This window comes from Nitrospirillum amazonense (assembly GCF_029594735.1).
GTDB lineage: Bacteria > Pseudomonadota > Alphaproteobacteria > Azospirillales > Azospirillaceae > Nitrospirillum > Nitrospirillum amazonense.
On record NZ_JARPAF010000001.1, the window covers coordinates 995,064 to 1,018,076 of the forward strand.

Consider the following 23,013-nt stretch of genomic DNA (forward strand, 5'->3'; position numbering starts at 1 on the left):
TCGCCCTCAGAACTGATAGGCCGCGCCGGCCACGAAGGTGCGGCCATAGGCGGAATATCCGGCGCCGACGCCGCTGGTGCTCTGGCCCACGGACTGGCCAGGCGCCCAGGGCAGCAGCGGGTTGCCGTTCAGGTAGGTCCGCGCCACCGAGTTGGTCAGGTTCTTGGCCTCGACATAGACGTCGAAGCCATGCAGGAACTTGTAGTGGACGCTGGCCGTGACCCAGTCGAAAGAGTCGGCCTTGGCCGGCCAGCCGGGCACCTCGGTGCACATCGAGCAGGCGTAGGTGTAGCCCGACGCGTGGTCCCAGGTGATGTCGCCGGACAGCCCATCCTTGTCGTAGATCAGGCTCAGCGACGAGGTGATCGGTGGCACCGGGTCGATCGCGCCCAGCGATTTGCCGTTCTGGTCGTAACCCTGGCTGCTGGTGGCGGTGAACTGGGCATGGATGCCCACGCCCAGATCGGTCATGTGCTGCCAGGTCAGTTCGATGCCGGCGAAGGTGCTCTTGGCGCCGTTGGACGGGGCCGTCACCGTCCACAGGAAGGGTGTGCCAGGCACGGTGCCGGGCGGGCCGCCGACGTACTGCATGGTGCCGAGATCCACATTCGTCGTCACCCCCTCATAGATGTCGTCGCGGATCCGCTTGCCGAACAGGGCGACGGTGAAGGCGGCGTGCGGCATGTAGTACCACTCGGCCGACAGGTCCGCCTGCCAGGCCTTGATGGGGCGCAGGCCGGCGGTGCCGCCGTAGAACAGCTGGGGCTCGCCGTTGATGGCGTTGTTGGACGAGGTCGGCGCCAGCTGGTTAAGGTTTGGGCGCGACAGGGTCTGGGCCACCGCCGCGCGCAGCTGCAGTTCCTCCGGCATGGCCCAATAGGCGAAATTGGCGGACGGCAGCGGGATGATGTAGGAGCCATGCGAGTTTGAGGCCTGGCCGGTCGCGTATTGCACGTTCCAGGTCTGGGTGGCGCCGACGGCGGTCGGGGTCCATAGCGACACCGGCACGGCGGCGGCGGTGCTGGCGTCGGTTTCGGTGCGCACCACGCGCACGCCGATGTTGCCCGACCACCGCGCGCCCGACATCTCCGCCTCGACATAGAAGCTGTCGGTGCGTTCCTTGACGCTGTAGGAGTTGTAGGGGTTTTCCTGCGGCAGGGTCTGCGAGAAGTCGAACGGCGTGTAGGGTGCTGCGCAGACGGTCGGGTAATTCTGGCAATAGAAGGGGTTGGGCTTGCCGTTCAGGCTCCTTAGGAAGTTCAGCAGCGCCGCCGAATTGAGGCGCGGCAGTGTGGTCGGGAAGGACCCGCCGGCGCCCTGCATGAAATTGGGCGGGCTGACCATGGTGACCACGTCATAGCCCTGCGAGGCGAAGGAATAGGGGTTGCACTGGATGGGGCAGCCGGCCGTGTTGTATAGGGTGCCGTACTGGCCCGAGCCGTTGTCCCAGTCGTTGCTGATGTCCAGGCGGCTTTTCTCGCGCCGCGTCTCCCCCCCGCCAAAGGTGAGGCGGTCGATGAAGAAGGCGTTGACGTCATAGGTGCCGTCGAGATTGATGCCGCGCACCTGGTCCTTCACGGTGTAGCCGTTGAGACCGACATAGTGGGTCGACCAGTATTTGTTGTCGTTGAGGAAGCCGGAGTTCATCAGCGCCGTGTAGGAGCAATAGCCGGCATTGGTCGAACTGGCCGTTCCCGACGGGCAAGCGCTGAGGCCGAGCTGGCTGGGCGGGATGGCGACGTTGAGGCTGGGCAGTCCGCGCACGGTATCGGACATGTTCAGGATGTCCTCGGCATAGGGCGTGGCGGACACCAGGCCGGCGGTCATGAAGGTGTCCTTGCCGCCCTCGGGCCGGTCGGCGGCGGAGCGGTAGGCGTCCACCGCCAGGGACAGCCGTGACGTGGCCTGCCACTTGGCATTGATGCCGACCAGGCTGGTGTCGACCTTGCGGGCCACGGTGTTGTTGACCATTTCCGGCTGGAAGTCATTGACCGACACGCCGCTGATGATGCCGTTCTGGTAGATGGCGTTGTTCCAGGTCGGATTGCCGTTCTGGTCGCTGCCGTAGGGGAAGTAATAGCTCTCGTTATAGCCGACCTGGGGGTCCTGCAGCCGGGTCCACAGGCCATCAACGGCGATCTTCAGCGTGTCGGTCGGGCGCCATTCGATGCTGCCCGAGACCGCGTCGCGCTTCTTCTCGTCATAGATCGAGCCGAAGGTGATGCAGCAGGGCGTCGCCGCCAGGGCGCGCGGGTTGCCGCTGCCATCGAACGGATAGGTGTTGGGGCCGTAGATGTTCTGCTGGTAGGCGTTCAGCGAGTCCGTACGGATATTGTTGTCCGAATGCACGGCGCCGATCAGGATTCCCCAGGTGCCGGTTGAATCGGTATCGGACAGGAAGGCCGTATATTTCTGGCCGTGCAGGGTCGACATGTCGTTGTAGTCGCCCTCGGCATGGACGCCGCCATGCAGGCCGGGATTGTCGAAGGGGCTGGCGGTGCGCAAATTCACCGTGCCGCCGATGCTGCCCTCCAGCGCCGACGCCTGGGGTGATTTCAGCACGTCGGCGGCGGTGATCACCTCGGACGGCAGCACGTCGAAGGCCAGGTCGCGGCCGTCATCGTCGGTGGCCAGGACACGGTTGTTCCAGGTGACGATATTGTACTGCGCGCCCAGGCCCCGGACGCTGACCTTCTGCCCCTCGCCGCCGGTGGTGCGCGAAATGGTGATGCCGGGCAGATGCGCCAGTGAGTCGGCGACGTCCGCGTCCGGAAAGCGCCCCAGCTCGGTGGAGTTGATGGAATCAAGGACGACCGATGCGTTCCTTTTCACCTCCAGCGACTTTTCCAGGTCGGCGCGGATGCCGGTGACCACGATCTCCTCCAAGTCGCCCGTGGCGGATGGGACATTGGTGGATTGGGCCCAGGCCCCGCCCCCGCATCCCATCGCCAAGATCATCGGCAGGATCCAGGCGCTTTGCGGCGTTCTTTGAGTCGTCTTCAGACCTCTCCTCATTCCTTCCACCTCCTGTTCGGTCGCGGCATTCGAGGCCGCTTTCATTTTGATGCGAGCGTCGTCACCTGCTCGCGGCTGAAACGGATCCCGGCGGCGCGGGCGGCATAAAGGGCTGCACCGACCACGGGGGTCAGCAGCGGCGGCTGCAGGTGATAGCGATGGCCGCCGGCCTCAAGCGCCGCAGCGAAGGGGTCGAGCACCAGGGCGCCGGCGCGGAACACCCCGCCAACGTACGACAGGGCCAGTTCCTCGCCGTCCGGCACGCCCAGACCCGCGCGGACGGCGGCGGCCAGACGGGCCAGTTCGCCCCCGGCCCGGACGAAGATCGCCGTGGCCGCCGCGTCGCCGGCCTGTGCGGCGGCGGCCACGGTCTGCGATACCTGGGCGACGGCGCTGCGCGCAGCACCGCCCGGCCTGTTGACCAGGCCGCACAGGTCGATGTCGCGGGCCAGCTGGAAGCGGGCGCGGACCAGATCGAGCAGCGGACCGGGCGGCATGCGCCCGTCGCTCATCTTCGAGAACAGGGCCAAGCCCTCGCGGCCGATCCAGTGGGCCGATCCCTCGTCGCCGAAGATCTCGCCCCAGCCGCCGGCGCGGGCGCCGCGGCCCTGGTATTCGCCGTAGGCGATCGAGCCGGTGCCGGCGGTGATGACGATGCCGTCCTCGCATGCCAGCGCGCCCGCCCAGCCCCCGACCATGTCGTTGCCGCAGCTGTACCGGCCGCCGGCAACGGCGGCACCGGCGGCATCCGTCAAGACGGGATCGGTGGCCGGATCCTCACCCAGGGTGGGCAAGCCGAAGAAGGCGTGGCGGATGGCGGATGGCGTCAGACCGGCCTGGGCCAGCACCGCGCGCACGCCATCGTTCAACACCGCGCGCAACCCCTCGACCCCGACCTCGGGATGGTAGGAGGAGCCGCCCTCATGACGGGCCAGCACTGCGCCCTCGGGGTTGAGCAGCAGGAAGGCGGTCTTGGTGCCGCCGCCATCGACGCCAAGGAACATCAGGTCCTCCCCGGCTCGGGATAGATGGTCACACCCTGCACCACCCGGTTGACCGCGCCGGTGCGGCTGGGGTTGTCGGGCGTGCGGCCCAGGGCCAGCGAACGGCCGAGGGCGAAGGCCTGGGCCCAGGCCAGATAAGGGAAGCTCAGCTCGGCGTCGGATGCGGCTTCCAGCCCGGGCAGCAGGTCGGCGCTCAGGCCGTCCAGGCCGTCCCCCTGCCCCGCCAGCACCAGCAGCCTGCCGGCGATGCCGTCGCCGGCGATCTCGCGCACCACGTCCAATTCGTAGCGGCGCGCCTGCGGGTCGTTGGACAGGAACAGCACCACCAGAGTCTGGCCGTCGACGAAGGTTTTCGGGCCATGGCGGAAGCCCAGCGGCGTCTGGGCCATGGCGACGATCTCGCCATCCGTCAGTTCCAGCAGTTTCAGCGCCGCCTCGTCCGCGATGCCCGCCAAGCCACGGCTGCCGAGGTAGACCACCCGCTTGAATCCGCCGTTGGCGGCAGCCGCCAGCGAACCGCCGTGATCGGCGCAAACCTGATCCGCGGCCGCGCCTATGCGGGCGACGTCGATAGGCTGCGCCGGCAGCAGGATGCGCCGCGCCGCCAGCGCCATGGAGGTGAAGCTGGATGTCATGGCGAAGCCGCGGTCGTGGGTTGCCTCCGGCAGCAGCGCGACCAGGCTGCCCGGCCTGCCGTGATGGCGCCGATACAGGGCGCCGTCGCCATTGCAGGTGATGATCAGATGGCGGCAGTCGGCCAGGTAGGTCTCGGCGATCTCCGTGGCGGCGACGCTCTCAGGGCTGTTGCCCGAGCGGGCGAAGGACACCAGCAAGGTCGGCACGTCGCGCTGCAGAAGCTGGGCGCCACCCACCACCATATCGGTGGTGGCGATCGCCTCAACCCGGCGGTCGAGGCCGGCCAGCAAGTCCGGCACCAGCGAGCGGCCGATATAGTCGGAGCTGCCGGCGCCGGTCAGCACCACCCGCAGGTCGCTGCGCGCCATCAAGGGCGCCAGGAACGCCTCGGCGCGTGGGCGCAGCACCTGCACGAGCTGCTCGGTGGCGGCCCACATGGCAGGCTGCTGGCGTATCTCGCGCGCCGTCCACCCGCCGCCGCGCGCCTCCAGCTCGTCGGCGGCCAATCCGGTGAAAGTCATTAATGGGTGCTCCGTTGATCGCAGGCGCGGGAGTACGGGGTCAGCGTCTCCCGGATGTGGTGGATGACGAGGTCCTCGCCCTTCAGGGCCAGCGCGCCGGCGCGGATCGCCTCATAGGCGGCGGGCATGTACTGGCTGACCAAGGCCAAGGGGGGCGGGTCGGCGTCGAACGCGGCGCACAGGCGGCGAACCGCGCGGGCGACCCGTCCGGTCGGCCAGTAGTAGCGGATGCGGTCGGACAGGCTGTATTGCAGCTGCAGGTCCAGCTCAGCGCCCCGCCCCCCGTAATAGGGCTTCCAATAAGTCGGGTCGTCACGCATGGCCGCCAGCACGGTGTCGCGCAGGCTGGCGGACCGATCGTCGCCCTGCCATTCCTGGCCGATGCGGTCCAGGGCCCACAGCGCCTCCCTAAGGGCGAAGGTGACGCCGGGACCGACCTTGAGGATGGCGAAATGGTCGCGCACCAAGGCGGCCAGGGCGGCGGCGCTTTGGTAATCGGTGGAATGGGCCTCGAACACCAGATGCGGCTGGCCTTCGATCGAGGCGCTCAGCTTCCGGGCCTTGGCCGGCACGTAATCGACCACATGGTGGTTGTCGAACTCGACGCCCGGCTGGACCACCAGGCCGACCACCCTTTCCCATGCCGCCTCCAGCCCGTGCCGGACGAAGGCCTGGCGATGCGCCTCGATGGTGGCGCGCGCCGCGTCCGGGTCGGTCACCGCCAGTTCATCCAGCGCTTCCTGCGCGCCGCCGGGGACCGGCACTTCCGAGCCGATGACATAGACCGGCGGTTCGCCGCCGGCGTCCTTCCAGGCCGCCTCGGTGCGTTCGCACAAGGTGGCGGTGCGCTCGGCGATCACCGCGTCTGAAAGGCCGCGCGGATCGCCGCCGCAGGACATCGAGCAATCGAGATGGATCTTGCGGAAACCGGCCGTCACATAATCCGCCACCATCACGGCGGCGCGCTTCATCGCTTCGTCCGCGTCCATCGCCCGCCAGGCGTTGGGGCCGAGATGGTCGCCGCCCAGTAGCACCCGGTCACGCGGCAGGCCGGCCTCGTCCGCCAGGCCCATGACCAGGTCGCGGAAGCCGTCGGGGCGAAAGCCGGTATACCCCCCCTCCTGGTTCACCTGGTTGGAGGTCGCCTCGATCAACGCCTGGCCGCCCGCCTCGCGGGCGTGGCGCAGCGCCGCCTTGATCGCCAGCGGATGGGCGCAGCAGACGGAATAGATGCCGACCGGTTCGCCGGCGCGGTGCCGTTCGATCAGATCGAGTATCGCTTTCATGCCTGGTCCTCGGGTTCAATGGTCAGAAGGGCCGCCGCGGCGAAGGCCAGTCCGATGCCGACCAGCTTGGGCAGGGCGGGCACCAGCCCCAGCGCCGCCAGCGAAATCAGCGCGGTGATCAGCGGGGCGCCGGCATTGGCCAGCGGCGAGACGACGATCGCCCGGCCGTGGCGGAAGGCGTAGACCAGGGTCAGCGCCCCAATCGAATTCAGGATTTGGGTGGCGGCGGCCAGGCCCGGGCCAGACCAGCCGTAATTGATCGGCTGTGAGAAGTCGGTCATGGCCAGCGCGACGGGGGCCAGCAGCAGCCCGGTCAGCGCCATATAGGCGAAGATGGCCTCGGCGCTCATCACCGGCGCCGCGTATTTCATGAAGAAGCCCTGCACGCCCCAGGCGACCAGCACCAGCAGCGCCAGCACGAACCAGGCCAGGCCCTGCCCGGCCCCAGCGCCGCCCGGCGAGAAATCGAACAGCGGCAGCGCCACCAGGGCGCACAAGATGCCCAGGCCGCCGATCCAGGTCACCCGCTCCCGCAGGATGGCGGCCGACAGGACGATGGTGACCAGCGGCGACAGGGCGATGACCGGGAAGATCAGATAGGTCGGGCCGATCCGCACCGCGTGGAACAGGACCATCTGGCCGCCGGCGCCCAGCAACCCGACCGCCGCGCCATAGATCAGGGAGCGGCGATCCCATGGCCAGTTCCAGTCGACCCGCCACAGGGCGTACAGCGCCGGCGGGATCATGGTGAACGCCCACACGACATAGATCAGCGTTTCGGGAAAACCGTTTTCCGCCGGGGCACCGGCGAAGGCGCCCCACACCCCCCACAAACCGGTGGTCAGCAGCGCGAAGAGCAGCCAGGGACGGCGATAGGCGGGGATGGCCATACTGGACACGCGGCACTCTCTTGAGGTTTGTTTTGCTAAGTTTCGTTTTCTTGTCACTTCGCGACCTTATCGAAAGAAGATGGAAAACGCAACACGCTGAATCGTGCGCTTGGACGCGAAACCCTGGCGGGCGGTTTTTCCAATTGACGCGCCTGGGCAAGTGCCGCACTCGTAGGCGACCAAGGCCAGGAAAACGAAAGATGAGCATCAAGCGCGATACCAGCGAGCGGCGCAGCCAGATCAGCGCCATGGTGCGCCAGCACGGCAGCGTCCAGGTGGCGGACCTGGCCAAAAGGTTCCGCGTTTCGATGCAGACCATCCGCAAGGATTTGCACTTCCTGACGGAGCACGGCGTCATGGCCCGCTCTTATGGCGGCGCCATCGCCTCCGACGTGGTCGCCTCGGCGACAACGGCCGCCATCGAATCCCCAGTCGCGGCCAAGCTGGAGTTGCAGCACGCGGAGAAGGAGCGCATCGGCCGCTTCGCCGCCAGCCTGATCAATCCTGGTGAGTCCATCGTGCTGGATTCCGGCACCACCACCCTGCAAATCGCCCGCTTCCTGCCGGATATCGAAGACCTGACCGTCGTCACCAACGACCTCAACATCGTGACCGAGCTGGCCGCCAAGAGCCATATCCGCGTGGTGCTGATCGGCGGGGAGCTGCGCCGCAAGAACATGGCGTTCTACAGCGCCCAGACGGTGGCGGCGCTGAGCGAGTTGGCGGTCGACAAGCTGTTCCTGGGCGTCGACGGCATCGACATCGACCGGGGCGTCACCACCCATCACGAGGCCGAAGCCATCCTCAACCGCAAGATGGCCGACGTGGCACGCCAGACCATCGCCGTCACCGACAGTTCGAAATTCGGCCGGGTCTGCCTGCATCGCATCATCGGCGTGGGCGAGATCGACATGCTGATCACCGACGAGGCGGCACCCGATGCCATCGCCACCGCCTGCCGGTCGCTGGGCGTGGATTTGCGGCGGGTATAGCGACGCAAGTTTCGTTTTATTGCGATACCCCTATTGAATTTCGATTTCGTTCGCCATAGCCTTGGCAAACGAACGACATCGACAATCGTCTGGACTCGCCATGAAGCAGCCCTCCTCGCGCCGCGCCTTTCTCAAGATGACGACGAGCCTGGCGCTGGCCGCGCCCATGGCCACGCCGATGCGGGCGCTGGCGGCGCCGGGGAGGGTGGTGGTTTTCGCGGATGACCGGCTGCGCATCGAATTCGACAATCAGATGCGATCGCGCATCGCCCTGGTGACGGAGGGCAAGCCGCTGTGGCTGACCGGTTTCGACGCCGGGGAGACCCTGTCCCTGGTCGGCGGCCATGACGCCATATTGTTCGCGCTGCGCGACACAACCTCGCAGGCCATCAACGACCGCCATGGCCCCGGCCGGCAGGTCCGCCTGGCCGGTCTGTCTGGGCAGGGCATCGAAAAGACCCTGACCCTGCGCCAGTACGCGCGCTACCCCGGTGTGGCGTTCATGCAGGTCTCTTACCGCAACACCACCGCGAAGGCCGTGGCGGCGACCGGCTGGCGCAACGGGGCGCATCGCCTGCTGCCACCGGGGCTGCAACCGGGCGGTTCGGTCCCCGCCTTCTGGTCCTATTCCGGCGGCACCTATGCCGACCGTCGCGACTGGCTGCAGCCGGTGAAGGCCGGTTTCGCCCAGGACAACTACCTGGGCATGTCCTCCTCGGATTACGGCGGGGGCCCGCCAATCGTGGACCTGTGGCGGCGCGAGGGCGGCCTGGCCGTGGGCCATCTGGCGCCCGTGCCGGAACTGGTGTCGCTGCCGGTCAGCGAGGACAAGGGCGGCGCGCGCCTGGCCCTGACCGCCGTGCGCGATGTCGTGCTGGCGCCCGGCGGGACGTTCGACACGCTGGAAACCCTTGTGGCCGTGCATGCGGGCGATTACTTCGCGGCGCTCGATGCCTACCGCCGCATCGCTGCCGACCGCGGCGTGCGGCCACCGCAACCCTCCGCCGCCTCTTTCGAACCCATCTGGTGTGCCTGGGGCTATGAACGGTCGTGCACGCCGGAGCTGATCGAGGCCACATTACCCAAGGCCAAGGAATTGGGGCTGGACTGGGCGGTGATCGATGACGGTTGGCAGAAGGCAATCGGCGACTGGGTCGTCGACCCCGCCAAATACCCGGGCCGTGAAGCCGATTTCCTGAAACTGGTGGGCGGCATCCGCCAGGGCGGCCTCAAGCCGCGCCTGTGGTATGCGCCGCTGGCGGCGGCGCCCGGCAGCGATCTGCTGCACGACCATACAGACATGCTGCTGCTGTCCAAGGAGGGGGCGCCCCAACTGGTCACGTGGTGGAACAGCTTCTACCTGTGCCCGGCCTATGAGCCGACCCGCGCCCACACCGTGGCGCTGGTGAGGAAGTTCCTCGGCGACTGGGGATTCAAGGGGCTGAAGATCGACGGGCAGCACCTGAACGGGGTGGCACCCTGCTACAACCCGGCGCACAACCATGCCCGGCCCGAGGAGTCGGTCGAGGCCTTGCCCGGCTTCTTCCGCGCGATCTACGAAGCGGCGATGGCCATCGACAAGGACAACATCGTCGAACTCTGCCCCTGCGGCACCGCCTACAGCGTCTACGACTTCCCCTACGTCAACCAGGTGCCGGCCTCGGACCCTGAGTCCTCGTGGCAGGTGCGGTTGAAGGGCAAGACGCTGAAGGCGCTGATGGGCCCGTCGGCGCCCTTCGCCGGCGACCATGTCGAGTTGTCAGACGGTGGCGACGACTTCGCCTCCACCGTCGGAATCGGCGGGATCGTCTCGACCAAATTCACCTGGCCGATCGACCCCAAGCCCAAGGATTCCTTCCTGCTGACGCCGGAGCGCGAGGCCCACTGGAAGAAATGGATCGGGCTGTACCGCGACAAGCGCCTGGCCGAGGGCCTCTATCGCGGCGACGTCTACGACATCGGCTTCGACAAGCCGGAAGGCCACCTGGTGGAAAGCGACGGACGCTATTACTACGCCTTTTACGCACCGCACTGGAGCGGCCCCCTGACCCTGCGCGGGCTGCCGGCCGGGGGCCGCTTCCGGGTGCGCGACTATGTCGACGACCGCGATTTCGGCATCATGCCGGCGGCCCATCCGGTACTGACGGTCAGCTTCGAGAAGTCGCTGTTGCTGGAGGTGTCGCCGGCGTGAGCATAGGGCCTGCTTTCAAGGCGCGCCCTGGGCCGGAAGCCCGGGGCGCGCCTTTAAGGCAGGTTTCGGTTCAGGCCGAGGGTAGGAGCCCCCGCGCGAAGTCGCGGTAGGAATGCAGCGGGCGGCCCAGGATGCGGGTCAGCCGCTCGACATCGCCGGCTTCGGGGATCATGCCGTCGCTGACATAACGCTCGGCCATCAGGCGCATCTCGTAGGCCATCCACTTCGGCATGAAGCCGGCCATGGTGCGCTCGAAGCCGCTGGGGTCGTCACCGCCATAAGCGATCGGACGCCCCAGGATGCCCGACCAGATCGCCGCCACATCGGCACCCGTCAGCGTATCGGGGCCCACCAGGTTGATGGTTTCGACCGGCACGTCGGCCGGCCCCTGCCGGCGGCGGATCAGCTCGATGGCCGCGACCTCGGCGATATCGCGGGCGTCGACCATGGCGACCCCCTTGCCGCCAATCGGCATGGGATAGACGCCGTGATTGATGATGACGTCCTTGATCATCAGTTCATTGTCGATGAAGTAGGTGGGCCGCAGGATCGTGGCGCTGGAACCCATCTGTTCGATCATGCGCTCGGCCCCCAGCTTCACCGCGAAGTGAGGCACGTTGACGAAGCGATCGGCATGGATCACCGACAGGTAGACCAGCCGCCGCACGCCCGCCTCTCGGGCGATGTTGAGGGTGATGATCGCCTGCGTGAATTCATCGCCGGTGACGGCGTTCAGCAGGAACAGCGTGTCCACGCCGGCGAAGGCGGCGCGCAGCGCGTCGATGTCCAGCAGATCGCCCTGCGCCACGTCCACGCCGGCCGGGAAGTCGGCCTTGGACGGGTCACGGGTCAGCACCCGGACAGGGGCACCGCGCTTGACGAGCTGGTCGACGACATGGCGGCCGACGCGGCCGGTGGCGCCAGTAACAAGGATGGTCATGGGGATCACTCCAGGTTGGGGTCAGAAGACACCCCTGTAAATGACTGATCCAAATTCCACCCGATAGACGCCGATTTTGGACATGTCGTCCCGCTGATGGGACAGTCGGCCCAATCCAGCGGCGCGTCCGGTCAGCCGCAATTCCGCAGGACTCGACAAAACTCCACAATTGGTCTCCAGGCCGCGGGGTATATTGCCCTCGAAAGCGACAACGCACCCGAACCGACCAACACTTCCGTGGAGTTACGATCATGAGCATTTCTTCCATTGGCGGGTACGCCAGTTCCGTCGCCGCCCTGTATCGCCCCGCCGCCCCCACCGCGACGACCGACACCACCGCCAGCCAGGCCGCCCCGCAGCAGCCCGCCACCCTGGATCGGGATGGCGACGGCGACGTGGACACGGGCGCCGTCGACAAGGACCGGGGCAACAACATCAATATCAAGGCCTAATCGCGCCCGCGTCGCGGGCGGCGGCACGTCCCTTTCAGGGGCGCCCCTGTCGCCGCCCACGCCGCGTCCAATCCAATATTCGCCCCCACCATGGGCGACAGTCGACTTGGCTCCCCTGTTCGCCAATAATCAGGCATGGATCGAATACTGCTCGTTGACGATGATGTCGCGCTGGTGGACATGCTGCGCGAGTATCTGGAACAGGACGGGTTCGCCGTCGACGCGGCCCATGATGGCGCCGCATGCTTCGACCATGCGCCGGAGGAATTGGACCTGATCGTGCTGGACGTCATGCTGCCCAAGCTGTCGGGTTTCGATGTCCTGAAACGCCTTCGCCAACGATCCGACGTGCCCGTCATCATGCTGACGGCCCGCGATGACGACGTCGACCGCATCGTCGGTTTCGAAATCGGCGCGGATGACTACGTGCCGAAGCCCGTCAATCCCCGCGAACTGGTGAGCCGAATTCGCGCCGTCCTGCGCCGCGTCAACGGCGGGGCCAACAAGGCGCCGGCGGACCTGCAGGTGGGCAGCGTCCGGCTGAACCCGACCGCCCGCGTCGCCTGGAACGGCGAATGGCGGCTGGACCTGACCTCGGCGGAATTCAGTCTGCTGGAACACCTGCTGCGCGGCGCGGGCCGCATCATTTCGCGGGATGAGCTGTCGGCGGCGGCGTTCGGCCGGCATCACGCGGCCGGCGCCGATCGCAATGTCGACACACTGGTGAGCAAGGTCCGCCGTAAACTCGACGCCACCATCATCGATGGCGAGCAGCCTATCAAGACCATCCGCAATGTCGGCTATCTTTACGCCCTGCCCCCATCGTGACGGGGTGGGGATCTGTTCCGATGGCCACGATCTTCCGGCACCTTTCCCGTCTTGCGCAGGCCGCTTGGCTGTCCGGCGCCATCGTGGTCGCCGCCCTGGGGGCTGGTGCCGCCCGGGCGCAAGAGGCCGAGCCGGCGGACAGCTATGTGCCGGGCCAGGGGTTCAACGTCGGCCCGGTCAACCTGGCGGGCTATTCCAGCCTGGTCGCGAGCCTGCCCGACCAGGGCCGCAAGACCCTGAGCGTTGAGGATCTCAGTCTCTACGCCAGCGCGCATGTCGGCATCTTCGTCAACCCCTTCATGGAGGCCGAACTGACGGGGCTCAACCTCCTGCCTTGGGCGAAGGGGGATGACGGGGGCGATGGCGGAAAGGGTCATGGCTATGTCGTGCTGGAGCGCCTTTACGACGACGTCCAATTGCCGGACGGCCTCACCATACGGTTCGGCAAGATGCTGGCGCCGGTCGGCGACTGGAACCAAATCCACGCGGCGCCACTGGTGCTGTCAACGGTCCGGCCGGCGGCGACTTACCGCGGCTTCAGCCAGTACGCCACCGGCCTGTCGGTGTTGTATAACGATCCCGAGGCCCGTTGGCCGGACGTCCAGGTCTACTGGCAGCCCATGGACGAATTCTCCGCGCGGCCGGACAGCATCGTCGATGACCATTACCGCCTGGTCGAAGGCCTGCACGTCAGCTTTCCCCTGGGCCTGCTGGACAAGGTGGGGTTTTCGGTTCAGCGCACCATCGACCGGCTGGGGGTGGAACAGCATCTGGCGGGGGTCGACTTCCGGTATACGATGGGCCCGGTGACATTGCAGGGTGAAGGGGTGGTGTCCTCCCTTTCCCAGCCGGCTGGCGTGCAGACGCCGCGCAGCCTGGAGTGGAGCGCGTACGTGGCGCCGTCCTACGCCTTCGATGACCGGTGGTCCATCTACGGCTGGTACGAGATTTATGATGGGCGCGGCACCGCGTCCGCCAGCGCCGGGCAGGCCGGCCCTGCGAGCGACGGGACGGCCCAGGACGTCCTGGCCGGCTTCGCCTTCCGGCCGCAGCCGGCCATGGTCTTCAGGCTGGAATACCTGTTGAACGTCGGTGGGCCGCCGGTCAACCCCACCGGCCTGTTCGCCTCCTGGTCCGTGCTGTTCTGATGCGGCGGCGGCGGCCCCTGCTGGCGGTTCTGATAGGGTTGTTCCTGTCGGATATGGCGCGGGGAGAGGACATCCTGGTGGTGGCCAATCCGTCGGTAACCCTGGGCCACCCGCTGAGCACCGGCGATGTCGCCGCGATCTACTTGCTGCGCCTGACCTTATGGCCCGACGGGAACGCGATCATCCCCGTGAACCGCGAAATCTCCAGCGAGGTCCGCACCCGCTTCACCGCCGGCGTCCTGCACCAGGATAACGCCAGCCTGATCGTTTATTGGAATGAGATGCACTTCAAGGGTAAGGCACCGCCGGTGGTCCAGGAATCCGAACAGGCGCTGCTCACCTTCATTCGCCGGGTGCCGGGCTCGGTCGGGTACGTCAGCGGCGGCGGCGGGGTGCCGGAGGGTGTCGTGGTCCTGGCCAGGTTGCCCGTCGCGGCCGGCTCCGGCGGGGGCGGCCCATGAAGGCCGCCATCGGCAGTTCCATCGGACGCAAGATCGTCGGCGCGCTGTTGGCGATATACCTGCTGACCTATGGGCTGACGGCGGCGGTGGTGTACACCGGCGTGCACCGGTCATTGCTGGATTCCGCCGAAGGCGGCCTGGCCCAGGTGGCGGACCTGAAATACCAGCGTCTATGCAATCGGATGGACGAGCTGGCGACGGACCTGACCGCCTGGGCCCAGCTGGAGGTGATGAACGACCTGGTGTCCGGCGACGTTGACCGGCGGATCGGGACGACGCTGGAGGCGCTGCAGCGCCTATACGGGCTGGCGGGTGGGATTTACGCCTTCGATGCCGGTGGCGCCCTGATTGCCGACGCCGATAGCGACGACGGCGCCCCGCCGCGCGGCACCCGCCTTCCGGCGGCCTGGACCGTGACGGCCCACGGCGTCACCTTCTTCGACAAGCATCGGAACCCGCTGGGGGGCGGGGAGGTCGTCGCCCTGGCCATTCCCATCTTCGGCAGCTTCGCCCCGGATTATCGCGTGGGCACCCTGGTCATCGCCCTGCCATGGACTATGGTCGAGACGCTGTTGAGCGGGGTGGAACTCCGCACGGTGCTGGTCCGCCGGCCTCCCCATCCCGCCGTCCTGTCCAGCGCGGCCGATCCCGACATGGACAGGGAAAGCCACATCACCGGCCGTTCCGTGCAGCGGGATGGCCTGCTGCGGTCCTGGCAGGTGGTCGTTTCGCAACCGATGTCGGTCGTGACGCGGCCCTTGCGCCGGGTCGCGCTGGAACTGGCCCTGCTGGGCATCCTGCTCGCGGCGCCCATCTTCGCCTTCGTGCGCTGGATGGGCCGGCGGCTGACGGCGCCCATCATGGAACTGACCCGGGCGGTGCGGGTCATCGCCGACACGGACCAGCTGGACATCCAGGTCCCGGTCACCAGCCAGGACGAACTGGGCTTCCTGGCCCGCTCGTTCAACCGCATGACGGCCAGCCTGCGGAACGCCCGGGCGGAGCGTGACCGCAGCATGCGCGACCTGGAACACCTGAACCTGACATTGGAAGGCAAGGTGGCGGACCGCACAGCCGAGCTGGAGGCCGCCGTGACCGCCCAGCGGCGCCTGATCAGCGACATCTCCCATGAGATCAAGTCGCCGCTGGCCCGGCTCAGCATGGCCTTGGGCCTGGCCCGGCGCCAAGTGGAACCGCAGGCCCCCCGCCACTTCGACCGGATGGAACAGGAGATCGCGGCCGTCGCCGCCCTGGCCTCGGAACTGCTGACCCTGGCCCGGCTTGAAGGGGCGGCTGCGGGGTTGCAGCGGGCCCCGGTGGACCTGCCGGACCTGCTGCGCGCCATCATCGCCGATGCCGCCTATGAACGGCCCGACCGGCAGCGTGACCTGGCCCTGGTGGTGGCGCCGGACTTGCCGGACGGCGGCGTCCTTCCGGGTAACGCCGACCTGCTGCGCCGCGCCATCGAGAACGTCATCCGCAATGCGCTGTTCTATACGACGGCGGGGGTGCAGGTGACCGTGACCCTGGCGACGCCGGCGGCGAACGCCCCCACCGGCCTGAGCCTGACCGTGGCCGACAGGGGCCCGGGGGTATCCGACGACGCCATCGGGCAGCTGTTCGATCCGTTCTACCGCGCGGATCCGGCCCGGGCCCGCGACACCGGCGGCACCGGCATAGGCCTGACCATCTGCAAACGCGTGGTGGAACTGCATGGCGGAGCGGTAAGGGCGACACACAACCATCCCACCGGGCTGGTGGTCGAAATCACCCTGCCCGCCATGCCGCACACGCCGCAGAACTGAAAATAACCGGTGGGCAAGTCCACACAACTCCACGACGCGCGGCCCTAGCATGGGACCCATCGCTTCACCGCCCTGACGGCGGCCGAGGCGCGGTTCCACCAGCGAAGGCGCGGCCCCATGAATGCGAACCCCCATCCCCGCCCCGTCCCGACGGAAGACGCCTGCAGGTCCGTGTCGGCCCAGGCGAGGCTTACCGACATCGTGGTCCTGTCCGCCGGTCATCCATCCCGGCCCGCCGTTGAGCAGCTGGTCCGCGAAACCTATGCCCAGGCTTATGGCGCGCGCATAGGCCGCTTTCCCCGCCTGATGATGGCGGCGTTCGATCAGCACGGGAACCCCGCCTGTGCCGCGGGCGTGCGCACCACCGCCGATGGTTTCTTTTCCGAAGCCTATCTTGACCAGCCCATAGAGCGCGTCCTTGGCCAGAGGAGCGGGCGCCACGTGCACCGCGCGCGGGTGTTTGAGATCACCACCCTGGTCAGCCGCCGCGCCGACCTGTCCGCCGGCTTTTTCCACAGCCTGGCCTGCCGGGGGGCCCTTGATGGCTACGACTGGTGCTTTTTCACGGCCACGTCGCGCCTGCGGCAGCTGTTGGCGCGCCTTTATCCGCCCCTGCTGGTCCTGGCCCAGGCGGACCCCGGCCGCCAAGCCGATGCCGCCGCCTGGGGACGTTACTATGAAAGCGCCCCGGCCGTGTGCGCGGCGGATGACTGGCCGTTCCTGAGCCCCACGCCGACGCGAACGGCGGAAGCGGCTGCGGGGGCGGCGCATGCATGAGATCCTGCGCGCCATCCGCCGGCACGCCGCCGTCACGCCCCACCGGCCGGCGGTCACCGACGGCATCTCGTCCCTTGATTATGCGGAGTTGGCGGCCCGCGTCGCCGGCGCAGCGCAGGCGCTGACGGCGCTGGGGGGAGCCGGCCCGCGCCCTGTGGTGGGCATCCTGGGCGCCAACCGTGTCGAATGGGTCGTGGCCCAACTGGCCATTTGGCAGGCGGGCTATACCGCCGTCCCGCTGCCGCCCTTCTTCTCTGCCGCCCAGTGCCGGCACATCGCCGCCGACGCCGGCATCACCCATATCATCCACACACCCGACGCGGATCCGGGCCCAGGCGGTCCCTTGGACCTGCCCCTCCAGCCCGTCCCGGCCATGACCGCGGCCACCGCGGCCCTGGACCTCGCCGGAACGGCGCGGCAGGTCATTTACACCTCGGGCAGCACGGGCACGCCGAAGGGCGTGCTGCTGGAGGGGCGCCAGCTGTCATGGAGCACCCTGGCGCTGGCCCAGGCCATCGACGCGCGACCCGACGACCATTACCTCAGCCTTCTGCCCATGGCGCTGTTGCTGGAGACCCTCTGCGCCATCACCATGCCGCTCAGCGCCGGTGCGCGGGTGACCCTGATGCCCGGGCTCACGGACCGCATGGGTGGTCCAGCCCCCGGCCCGGCCCCCTTGCGGCTGGCCGACGCCATCACCGCCGCGGCCCCGACCTGCCTCATGCTGGTGCCCCAGCTTCTGGCCGCCTGGGTGACGGAGCTGGAGCGGACGGGCGGCACGGTCCCACCGGGGCTACGCCTGGTAGCCGTGGGCGGGGCGGCCATTCCCCCCGCCCTGGCCGAGAGGGCCTGGGCCCTGGGCATTCCCGTGCACGAAGGCTATGGCCTGTCCGAGTGCTGCTCGGTCGTGGCCTTGAACCGGCCCGGCCAGCGGCGGCCTGGCACGGTGGGCCGGCCCCTGCCCGGCCTGCGCGTGACCCTCGACGGGGGGGAGATCGTGGTCACCGGCCCGTCGGTCATGTCGGGATATCTGGGGACGACGCCAGCGAATGAGCCTGCCGGCCCGGCGACCTGGCGCACCGGCGACCTGGGGACCTTCGATGACGACGGTCACCTGACGGTCCATGGACGGCGGGACGCCCTGATCGTGACGCCCGGGGGGCGCAACATCAGCCCGGAATGGGTGGAGGCGCATTTCCTGAACGACCCCCGCCTGTCGCACTGCCTGCTCAGCGATGGCGGAATGGACGGGCTGGCGATGCTGCTGGTTCCGGCGCCGGCGGCGGAATCATGGTTCGAGGCCGCCGGGAACGACGCCATCGCTGCCTTGGCATCGACCGCCGCCGCCGGCCTGCCTGCCTATGCCCGGCCCCGCCGGCATCACGTAGCACCACTGCGCGACCTGGCAGCGCGCGGCCTGCTCACCGCCAACGGACGGCTGCGCCGCCGAGAAACCACGGCGGCCTACCACCTGCAGCTCCATCCACCGGCCATGCCGGCGATCCCGACCCCGCTGGACCATTCGACCACCAACCATTGACGGAGGCCCCCTTGCCCGACACCTCACCAACACCCTATCAGCGCCTGCTCGCGGAGACCGCCCAAGCCCGTGGCGCCTTCCTGTCCATTCCCGTGCTGAGCATGGCAATGGATGGGGCCGTGCCGCTGCCGCTTTATCGTGATTTCCTGGCGCAGGCCTACCATCATGTGCGCCATACCTGCCGGCTGCTGGCCCTGGCGGCGGCCCGGACGAACGACGAGGATTACCGGGCCGCGCTGTTCGACTACATCACCGAGGAACAGGGGCACGAGCAATGGATTCTGGACGACATCGACGCGGCGGGCGGTGATGCCGCGCGGGTGGCCGCATCCGTGCCGGGCCAGGCCTGCCGTGTCATGCTGGCCTATGTCTACGACGCCATAGAGCGCGTCAGCCCTTACGCCCTGCTGGGCATGGTCCATGTCCTGGAGGGCATGTCGACGCTGCTGGCCTCCCGCGCGGCCGATGCCCTGCAACGGGCCTACCGGAGCGACGGCACCGCCGGCTTCCGCTACCTGACCTCCCACGGGGCGCTGGATAAGGAGCATGTGGCCTTCTTCCAACAGCTGGTCGATGGTTTGCGCGCCCCGGAGGCGCTGCCGGTCATCGCCGACACGGCGAACATGGTCTATCGCCTCTATGGCGACATCTTCCGCGACCTGAGCCGGGGCTTGGACAGCGCGCAAGGAGATGCTTGCCATGCCGCATGACTCCGCCTCAAGCGGCATGACCGCGCTGATCACCGGCGCCGGCTCGGGCATAGGCCAGGCGCTGGCCGTCGAAGCGTCGCGGCGGGGGTTGGGGCTGGTTCTGGTCGGACGGCGGCGCCCGCCGCTGGATGCCACCAAGGCGCTGTTGCGACCCGGCACGCGGTGCCTTGTCCTGCCAGCCGACGTGACCCTGGCCGAGGATCGCGGGGCCCTGGTGGACGCTGTGCGGGACCATGCCGGCGGGCTGGACTTTCTGGTGAACAACGCGGGCCTGGTATGGGCGGGGGCCTTGTCGACCCTGGACGACCGCACGCTGACCGCGCTGGTGGCCACCAACCTGATGGCACCGCTGGCCCTCACGCGGGACTTCCTTCCGCTGCTGTCCGCCGCGGCCGGGCGGGTGGTCAACATCGGTTCCCTGCTGGGGGATATTCCCTATCCCCTGTTTGCCGGCTATTGCGCGTCCAAGTATGGCTTGCGCGGCCTGTCCGACGCCTTGCGGCGGGAACTGCGATGCCAGGGCGTGGGCGTGACCTATGCCGCACCGCGGGGCGCCCGCACGCCCGCGACGGAGGCTCTTGAACCGCTCCTGGCTTTGCTGGACATGCCGACGGACCCGCCGGCGGCCATCGCGAAACGGATATGGGCCGCAGCATTGGCCGGCGCCGACACCGCCTATCCCGCCGGCCCGGAACGCCTGTTCGTCCTGCTCCAGCGCCTATTCCCCCGCCTGGTCGATGCCGCGGTGCGGCGCCAATTGCGGCGCGGTCCCCTGGACGCGCTGATGGCGCCGCCGGTGCCAGCACCGCAGCCCGGCCGTCGCACCAGCCCCCGCGTCGATTGCCTGCCCCTGGTTTAAGCTTTTGTTTCGTCATGCAATTCACGCCTCGGATGAGCCCGTCCGAGGCGATTACACTCTAAAAGGAACCGCCGCCTATGGATCATACCCTCACGCCTAGGGCGCGCCGATTGGCCCTCGCCATGACGGTCGCCCTCCTCCCCCTGTCGGTACCGGCGGCAGGGCATGCGTCGCCGATGGAAAGCGAGGCCATCGCCCAGACGGTCGCGACCGATGCCACGCCATCCGGGATGCTGACCGCCCTGGCCGGCGTGGAACGGGAATGGTCCCACATCTCGTTCGAGGTGACGGATCACGACGCGCGCGTGCAAGCCATGACGGCACTGGCCGACCAGGCCGGCCAGCTGGCATCGCAATACCCCGGCCATGCCGAACCTCTGATCTGGCAAGCCCTGACCCTCGGCAGTCTGGCCGGCTTGAAGGGTGGCATGGGCGCGCTTTCCCTGGCGCGCGAAGCCCGCACGCTGCTGGAGACGGCAGGGCGCTTGGACTATCGCGCGGTGGGAGGTGCTGTGCCCACCAGCCTCGGCTCCCTCTATTACAAGGTGCCTGGCTTTCCCCTGAGCTTCGGCGACGATGACAAGGCCCGCCGTTACCTGGAGGAAGGACTGGCGATCAATCCCGATGGCTTGGACGCCAACTACTTCTATGGCGACTTCCTGTTCGAACAGGGGGATTACCGCAAGGCGGCGGAGGTGCTGGCGCACGGCCTGGCCGTGCCGCTCACCCCCGACCGGCCCGTCTGGGACGCGGGACGGCGCGTCGAAATCCGCTCGCTGCTGAAGCGTGCGCAACAGAAACTGGCGGCCGGGTGATGGACGCCTTCAATCAGCTGGCGCGGCCGCCGATCCGTTTCCGCGCGGCCTGGCACGCCCTGGGTAGCCAACTGCGCCATCCCACCGGCGTCCTGGGGCATTTGCTGGGCTTGGTCATGAACCGCCTGAACGCCCATCCCAACCGGGTGGCGGTGGAGGCTTTGGCGCCCCGCCCCGGCGACACGGTCCTGGAACTGGGCTGCGGTCCGGGCCATGCGCTGGCCCTGGCTGTGAAAGCGGTGGGGCCAGCCGGCACCGTCCACGGCATCGACCAGTCGGCGGTGATGCTGCAACAGGCGGCCAAGCTCAACCGGCAGTCCCGACAGCAGGGACAGCTCCACCTTCATCTCGGCCGTTTTGATACGCTGCCGCTTCCGGCCGGCGCGGTCGACGGGATGCTGGCGGTCAACGTGGCCTATTTCTGGCAGAACGCGGCCGATGTCCTGCGGGAAGCGCGTCGCGTGCTGCGACCGGGCGGACGGCTGGTGGTTTACGTGACGGACGCGGCCACCATGCAGCGCTGGCCGTTCGCCGGGACCGGCACCCACCGCCTGTTCACGCCCCTGGACCTGCGGGCCATGCTGCTGGCGGGCGGCTTTCCCGGTGCCGGTATCTCCATCCGATCCGTGCGGCTGGGGTATGGGATGACCGGCCTTGTCGCCATTGCCGAAAACCAGCCCTCCCGCCCGTTGCGACAGGTTGGCGCTGAATTATAGGCAATCTTTATGTGGAATCGAAAATCAAAAAACGGCGAACCAGCAACAGAGAACAGTTTATGAGAATACCGGTTTTGCACAATGGTCTTTTATTTAGACCATCACCAGCAAACAAAACATACGCAGTTTGACGTATTAGGATTTCGCTTTCCCACCCCCATCCTGCCCCTGAAGCCGACGCTGGGGACCTGAGTTCCCGGCACCGATAACGGCAATGGGACCTAAGGACGGGGGAATACATCATGTCGGGCATCATCAACACGACGCAACGCCGCCTGCGCTTGGCGCTTTTGGCCACGGCCCTCACCCTGCCCGCCCTGGCGGCGCAGGCGGGCGAGACCATTTCCGCCGGCGGCGACAAATCCATCACAGTGGGCCTGGGCGTGCGCGCCAGCTTCACCAGCGTGGAGGATGGGGCGCCGGACGGCACCTCGCGCTCCGCCGATTTCAACCTGGACAGCGTGCGCCTCTACATCAGTGGCCAGCTGACGCCCATGATCAAGGCCACCTTCAACACAGAGCGCGACAGCGCCGGCCGGGTGGAGGTGCTGGACGGTTACGCCCAGTTCGAGCCGGCGGACGGCATCAACCTGTGGGTGGGCCGCATGCTGCCGCCCAGCGACCGTGCCAACCTGGACGGCCCCTATTATCTGAACACCTGGGCCTACCCCGGCACCGTGTCGCAGTACCCGGCCAAGTTCGCCGGCCGCGACGACGGCGCCACTGTCTGGGGCAAGCTGCTGGACAAGAAGCTGGTCTATTCCGTCGGTGCGTTCGAGGGGCACAACCGCATCACCGGCGCCAGCAACCAGTCCGACAACCTGCTGTACGCGGGCCGCGTCGCCTATAACTTCCTGGATGCCGAGCCCGACCCCGGCTACTACACCAGCAGCACCTACTATGGTTCCGTTGACGTGCTGACCCTGGCCTTTGCCGCCCAGTACCAGCAGGACGGCGTGGGCACGCTGGCACGCCGGGGCGACTACACCGCCTGGAACGTGGACGGCCTGTTCGAGAAGAAGCTGGACGGCATCGGCGTGGTGACGCTGGAAGGCGCCTATTACCAGTACGACACCGGCGGCGTGGCCGACGTGCCCAGCAGCTTCGGCGGCGCCGGCCCCACCGACAATGTCGGCGGCCTGACCCAGGGCAAGGCCTATCTGGTGGGCGGCGCCTTCCTGTTCCCGGCCAAGGTGGGCTGGGGCCAGTTCCAGCCCACGGTGCGCTACCAGCATTTCGATGCCGACCTGACCGGCATCTCCACCAGCCAAACGGACCTGGGCGTCAACTACATCATCGACGGCCACAACGCCCGCATCAGCGCGGAATACGTCATCACCAGCACCACCGGCAAATCCGACGGCAACGCCGTGGTGCTGGGCGTGCAGCTGCAGTTCTGACAGCGGCAGGACGCGTCGGCGGCCAAG

Annotated in this window: 20 protein-coding genes; 14 read left to right on the plus strand and 6 right to left on the minus strand. The window is 67.9% G+C overall.

What is annotated here, in order from left to right; all coding sequences use genetic code 11:
• Window positions 1–6: 6 nt before the first annotated feature.
• The 5 genes from P5F91_RS04015 to P5F91_RS04035 all read right to left on the minus strand — a co-directional run bounded on the left by P5F91_RS04015 (window position 7) and on the right by P5F91_RS04035 (window position 7,352).
• Entirely contained in the window at window positions 7–2,958 is a 2,952-nt protein-coding gene (locus P5F91_RS04015; protein ID WP_277906582.1) for a TonB-dependent receptor, read from the minus strand.
• Between the two features lie 98 nt (window positions 2,959–3,056).
• Complete coding sequence (locus P5F91_RS04020; RefSeq protein WP_145612231.1) at window positions 3,057–4,019, minus strand: N-acetylglucosamine kinase; 963 nt, start codon at window positions 4,017–4,019, stop codon at window positions 3,057–3,059.
• A complete protein-coding gene (locus tag P5F91_RS04025; protein WP_145612232.1) occupies window positions 4,019–5,176 on the minus strand; it encodes an AgaS family sugar isomerase in 1,158 nt (385 codons plus the stop codon). The genes P5F91_RS04020 and P5F91_RS04025 overlap by 1 nt, the downstream gene beginning before the upstream one ends.
• Window positions 5,176–6,462: a D-tagatose-bisphosphate aldolase, class II, non-catalytic subunit gene (locus tag P5F91_RS04030; protein WP_145612233.1), complete on the minus strand. Its 1,287-nt coding sequence runs from the start codon at window positions 6,460–6,462 to the stop codon at window positions 5,176–5,178. Before P5F91_RS04030 ends, P5F91_RS04025 begins: the two co-directional genes overlap by 1 nt.
• On the minus strand, window positions 6,459–7,352 hold the full coding sequence (locus P5F91_RS04035; RefSeq protein ID WP_145612432.1) for a DMT family transporter: 894 nt from the start codon (window positions 7,350–7,352) through the stop codon (window positions 6,459–6,461). The genes P5F91_RS04030 and P5F91_RS04035 overlap by 4 nt, the downstream gene beginning before the upstream one ends.
• 200 nt (window positions 7,353–7,552) lie before the next feature.
• Here P5F91_RS04035 and agaR point away from each other — a divergent pair, with 200 nt between their 5' ends.
• On the plus strand, window positions 7,553–8,344 hold the full coding sequence (gene agaR / locus P5F91_RS04040) for a transcriptional repressor AgaR (protein ID WP_277906583.1): 792 nt from the start codon (window positions 7,553–7,555) through the stop codon (window positions 8,342–8,344).
• A 100-nt stretch (window positions 8,345–8,444) separates the two neighbouring features.
• Window positions 8,445–10,535 (plus strand): glycoside hydrolase family 36 protein, encoded by a 2,091-nt coding sequence (locus P5F91_RS04045; protein WP_277906584.1) that lies wholly within the window; start codon window positions 8,445–8,447, stop codon window positions 10,533–10,535.
• Between the two features lie 70 nt (window positions 10,536–10,605).
• Here P5F91_RS04045 and P5F91_RS04050 read toward each other — a convergent pair whose 3' ends face one another.
• Entirely contained in the window at window positions 10,606–11,475 is an 870-nt protein-coding gene (locus tag P5F91_RS04050) for an SDR family oxidoreductase (protein ID WP_277906585.1), read from the minus strand.
• 251 nt (window positions 11,476–11,726) lie between these two features.
• Here P5F91_RS04050 and P5F91_RS04055 point away from each other — a divergent pair, with 251 nt between their 5' ends.
• The 12 genes from P5F91_RS04055 (at window position 11,727) to P5F91_RS04110 (ending at window position 22,986) form a co-directional block, all read left to right on the plus strand.
• On the plus strand, window positions 11,727–11,927 hold the full coding sequence (locus P5F91_RS04055) for a hypothetical protein (protein ID WP_277906586.1): 201 nt from the start codon (window positions 11,727–11,729) through the stop codon (window positions 11,925–11,927).
• A 135-nt stretch (window positions 11,928–12,062) separates the two neighbouring features.
• A complete protein-coding gene (locus P5F91_RS04060) occupies window positions 12,063–12,755 on the plus strand; it encodes a response regulator transcription factor (RefSeq protein WP_145612238.1) in 693 nt (230 codons plus the stop codon).
• A gap of 20 nt (window positions 12,756–12,775) precedes the next feature.
• Window positions 12,776–13,903, plus strand: a complete 1,128-nt coding sequence (locus tag P5F91_RS04065; protein ID WP_277906587.1) for a hypothetical protein — start codon at window positions 12,776–12,778, stop codon at window positions 13,901–13,903.
• On the plus strand, window positions 13,903–14,364 hold the full coding sequence (locus tag P5F91_RS04070; protein WP_145612240.1) for a hypothetical protein: 462 nt from the start codon (window positions 13,903–13,905) through the stop codon (window positions 14,362–14,364). The genes P5F91_RS04065 and P5F91_RS04070 overlap by 1 nt, the downstream gene beginning before the upstream one ends.
• A complete protein-coding gene (locus tag P5F91_RS04075; RefSeq protein WP_277906588.1) occupies window positions 14,361–16,169 on the plus strand; it encodes an ATP-binding protein in 1,809 nt (602 codons plus the stop codon). The genes P5F91_RS04070 and P5F91_RS04075 overlap by 4 nt, the downstream gene beginning before the upstream one ends.
• A gap of 117 nt (window positions 16,170–16,286) precedes the next feature.
• Window positions 16,287–16,946: a thermostable hemolysin gene (locus P5F91_RS04080; protein ID WP_277906589.1), complete on the plus strand. Its 660-nt coding sequence runs from the start codon at window positions 16,287–16,289 to the stop codon at window positions 16,944–16,946.
• The gene (locus P5F91_RS04085; protein ID WP_277906590.1) at window positions 16,939–18,486 is read left to right on the plus strand and encodes an AMP-binding protein; all 1,548 of its coding nucleotides are present in this window, start codon (window positions 16,939–16,941) and stop codon (window positions 18,484–18,486) included. Before P5F91_RS04080 ends, P5F91_RS04085 begins: the two co-directional genes overlap by 8 nt.
• A gap of 11 nt (window positions 18,487–18,497) precedes the next feature.
• Entirely contained in the window at window positions 18,498–19,196 is a 699-nt protein-coding gene (locus P5F91_RS04090) for an iron-containing redox enzyme family protein (RefSeq protein WP_211107012.1), read from the plus strand.
• Window positions 19,186–20,055, plus strand: coding sequence for an SDR family NAD(P)-dependent oxidoreductase (locus P5F91_RS04095; protein WP_145612244.1), 870 nt, complete (start codon window positions 19,186–19,188; stop codon window positions 20,053–20,055). Before P5F91_RS04090 ends, P5F91_RS04095 begins: the two co-directional genes overlap by 11 nt.
• 122 nt (window positions 20,056–20,177) lie before the next feature.
• Window positions 20,178–20,870, plus strand: a complete 693-nt coding sequence (locus P5F91_RS04100) for a tetratricopeptide repeat protein (RefSeq protein ID WP_277906591.1) — start codon at window positions 20,178–20,180, stop codon at window positions 20,868–20,870.
• Window positions 20,870–21,586: a class I SAM-dependent methyltransferase gene (locus P5F91_RS04105; protein WP_145612245.1), complete on the plus strand. Its 717-nt coding sequence runs from the start codon at window positions 20,870–20,872 to the stop codon at window positions 21,584–21,586. The genes P5F91_RS04100 and P5F91_RS04105 overlap by 1 nt, the downstream gene beginning before the upstream one ends.
• 242 nt (window positions 21,587–21,828) lie before the next feature.
• Window positions 21,829–22,986 carry a porin gene (locus tag P5F91_RS04110; protein ID WP_277906592.1) on the plus strand — a complete coding sequence of 386 codons (1,158 nt, stop codon included), beginning with the start codon at window positions 21,829–21,831 and terminating at the stop codon, window positions 22,984–22,986.
• The last annotated feature ends 27 nt before the right edge of the window (window positions 22,987–23,013 follow it).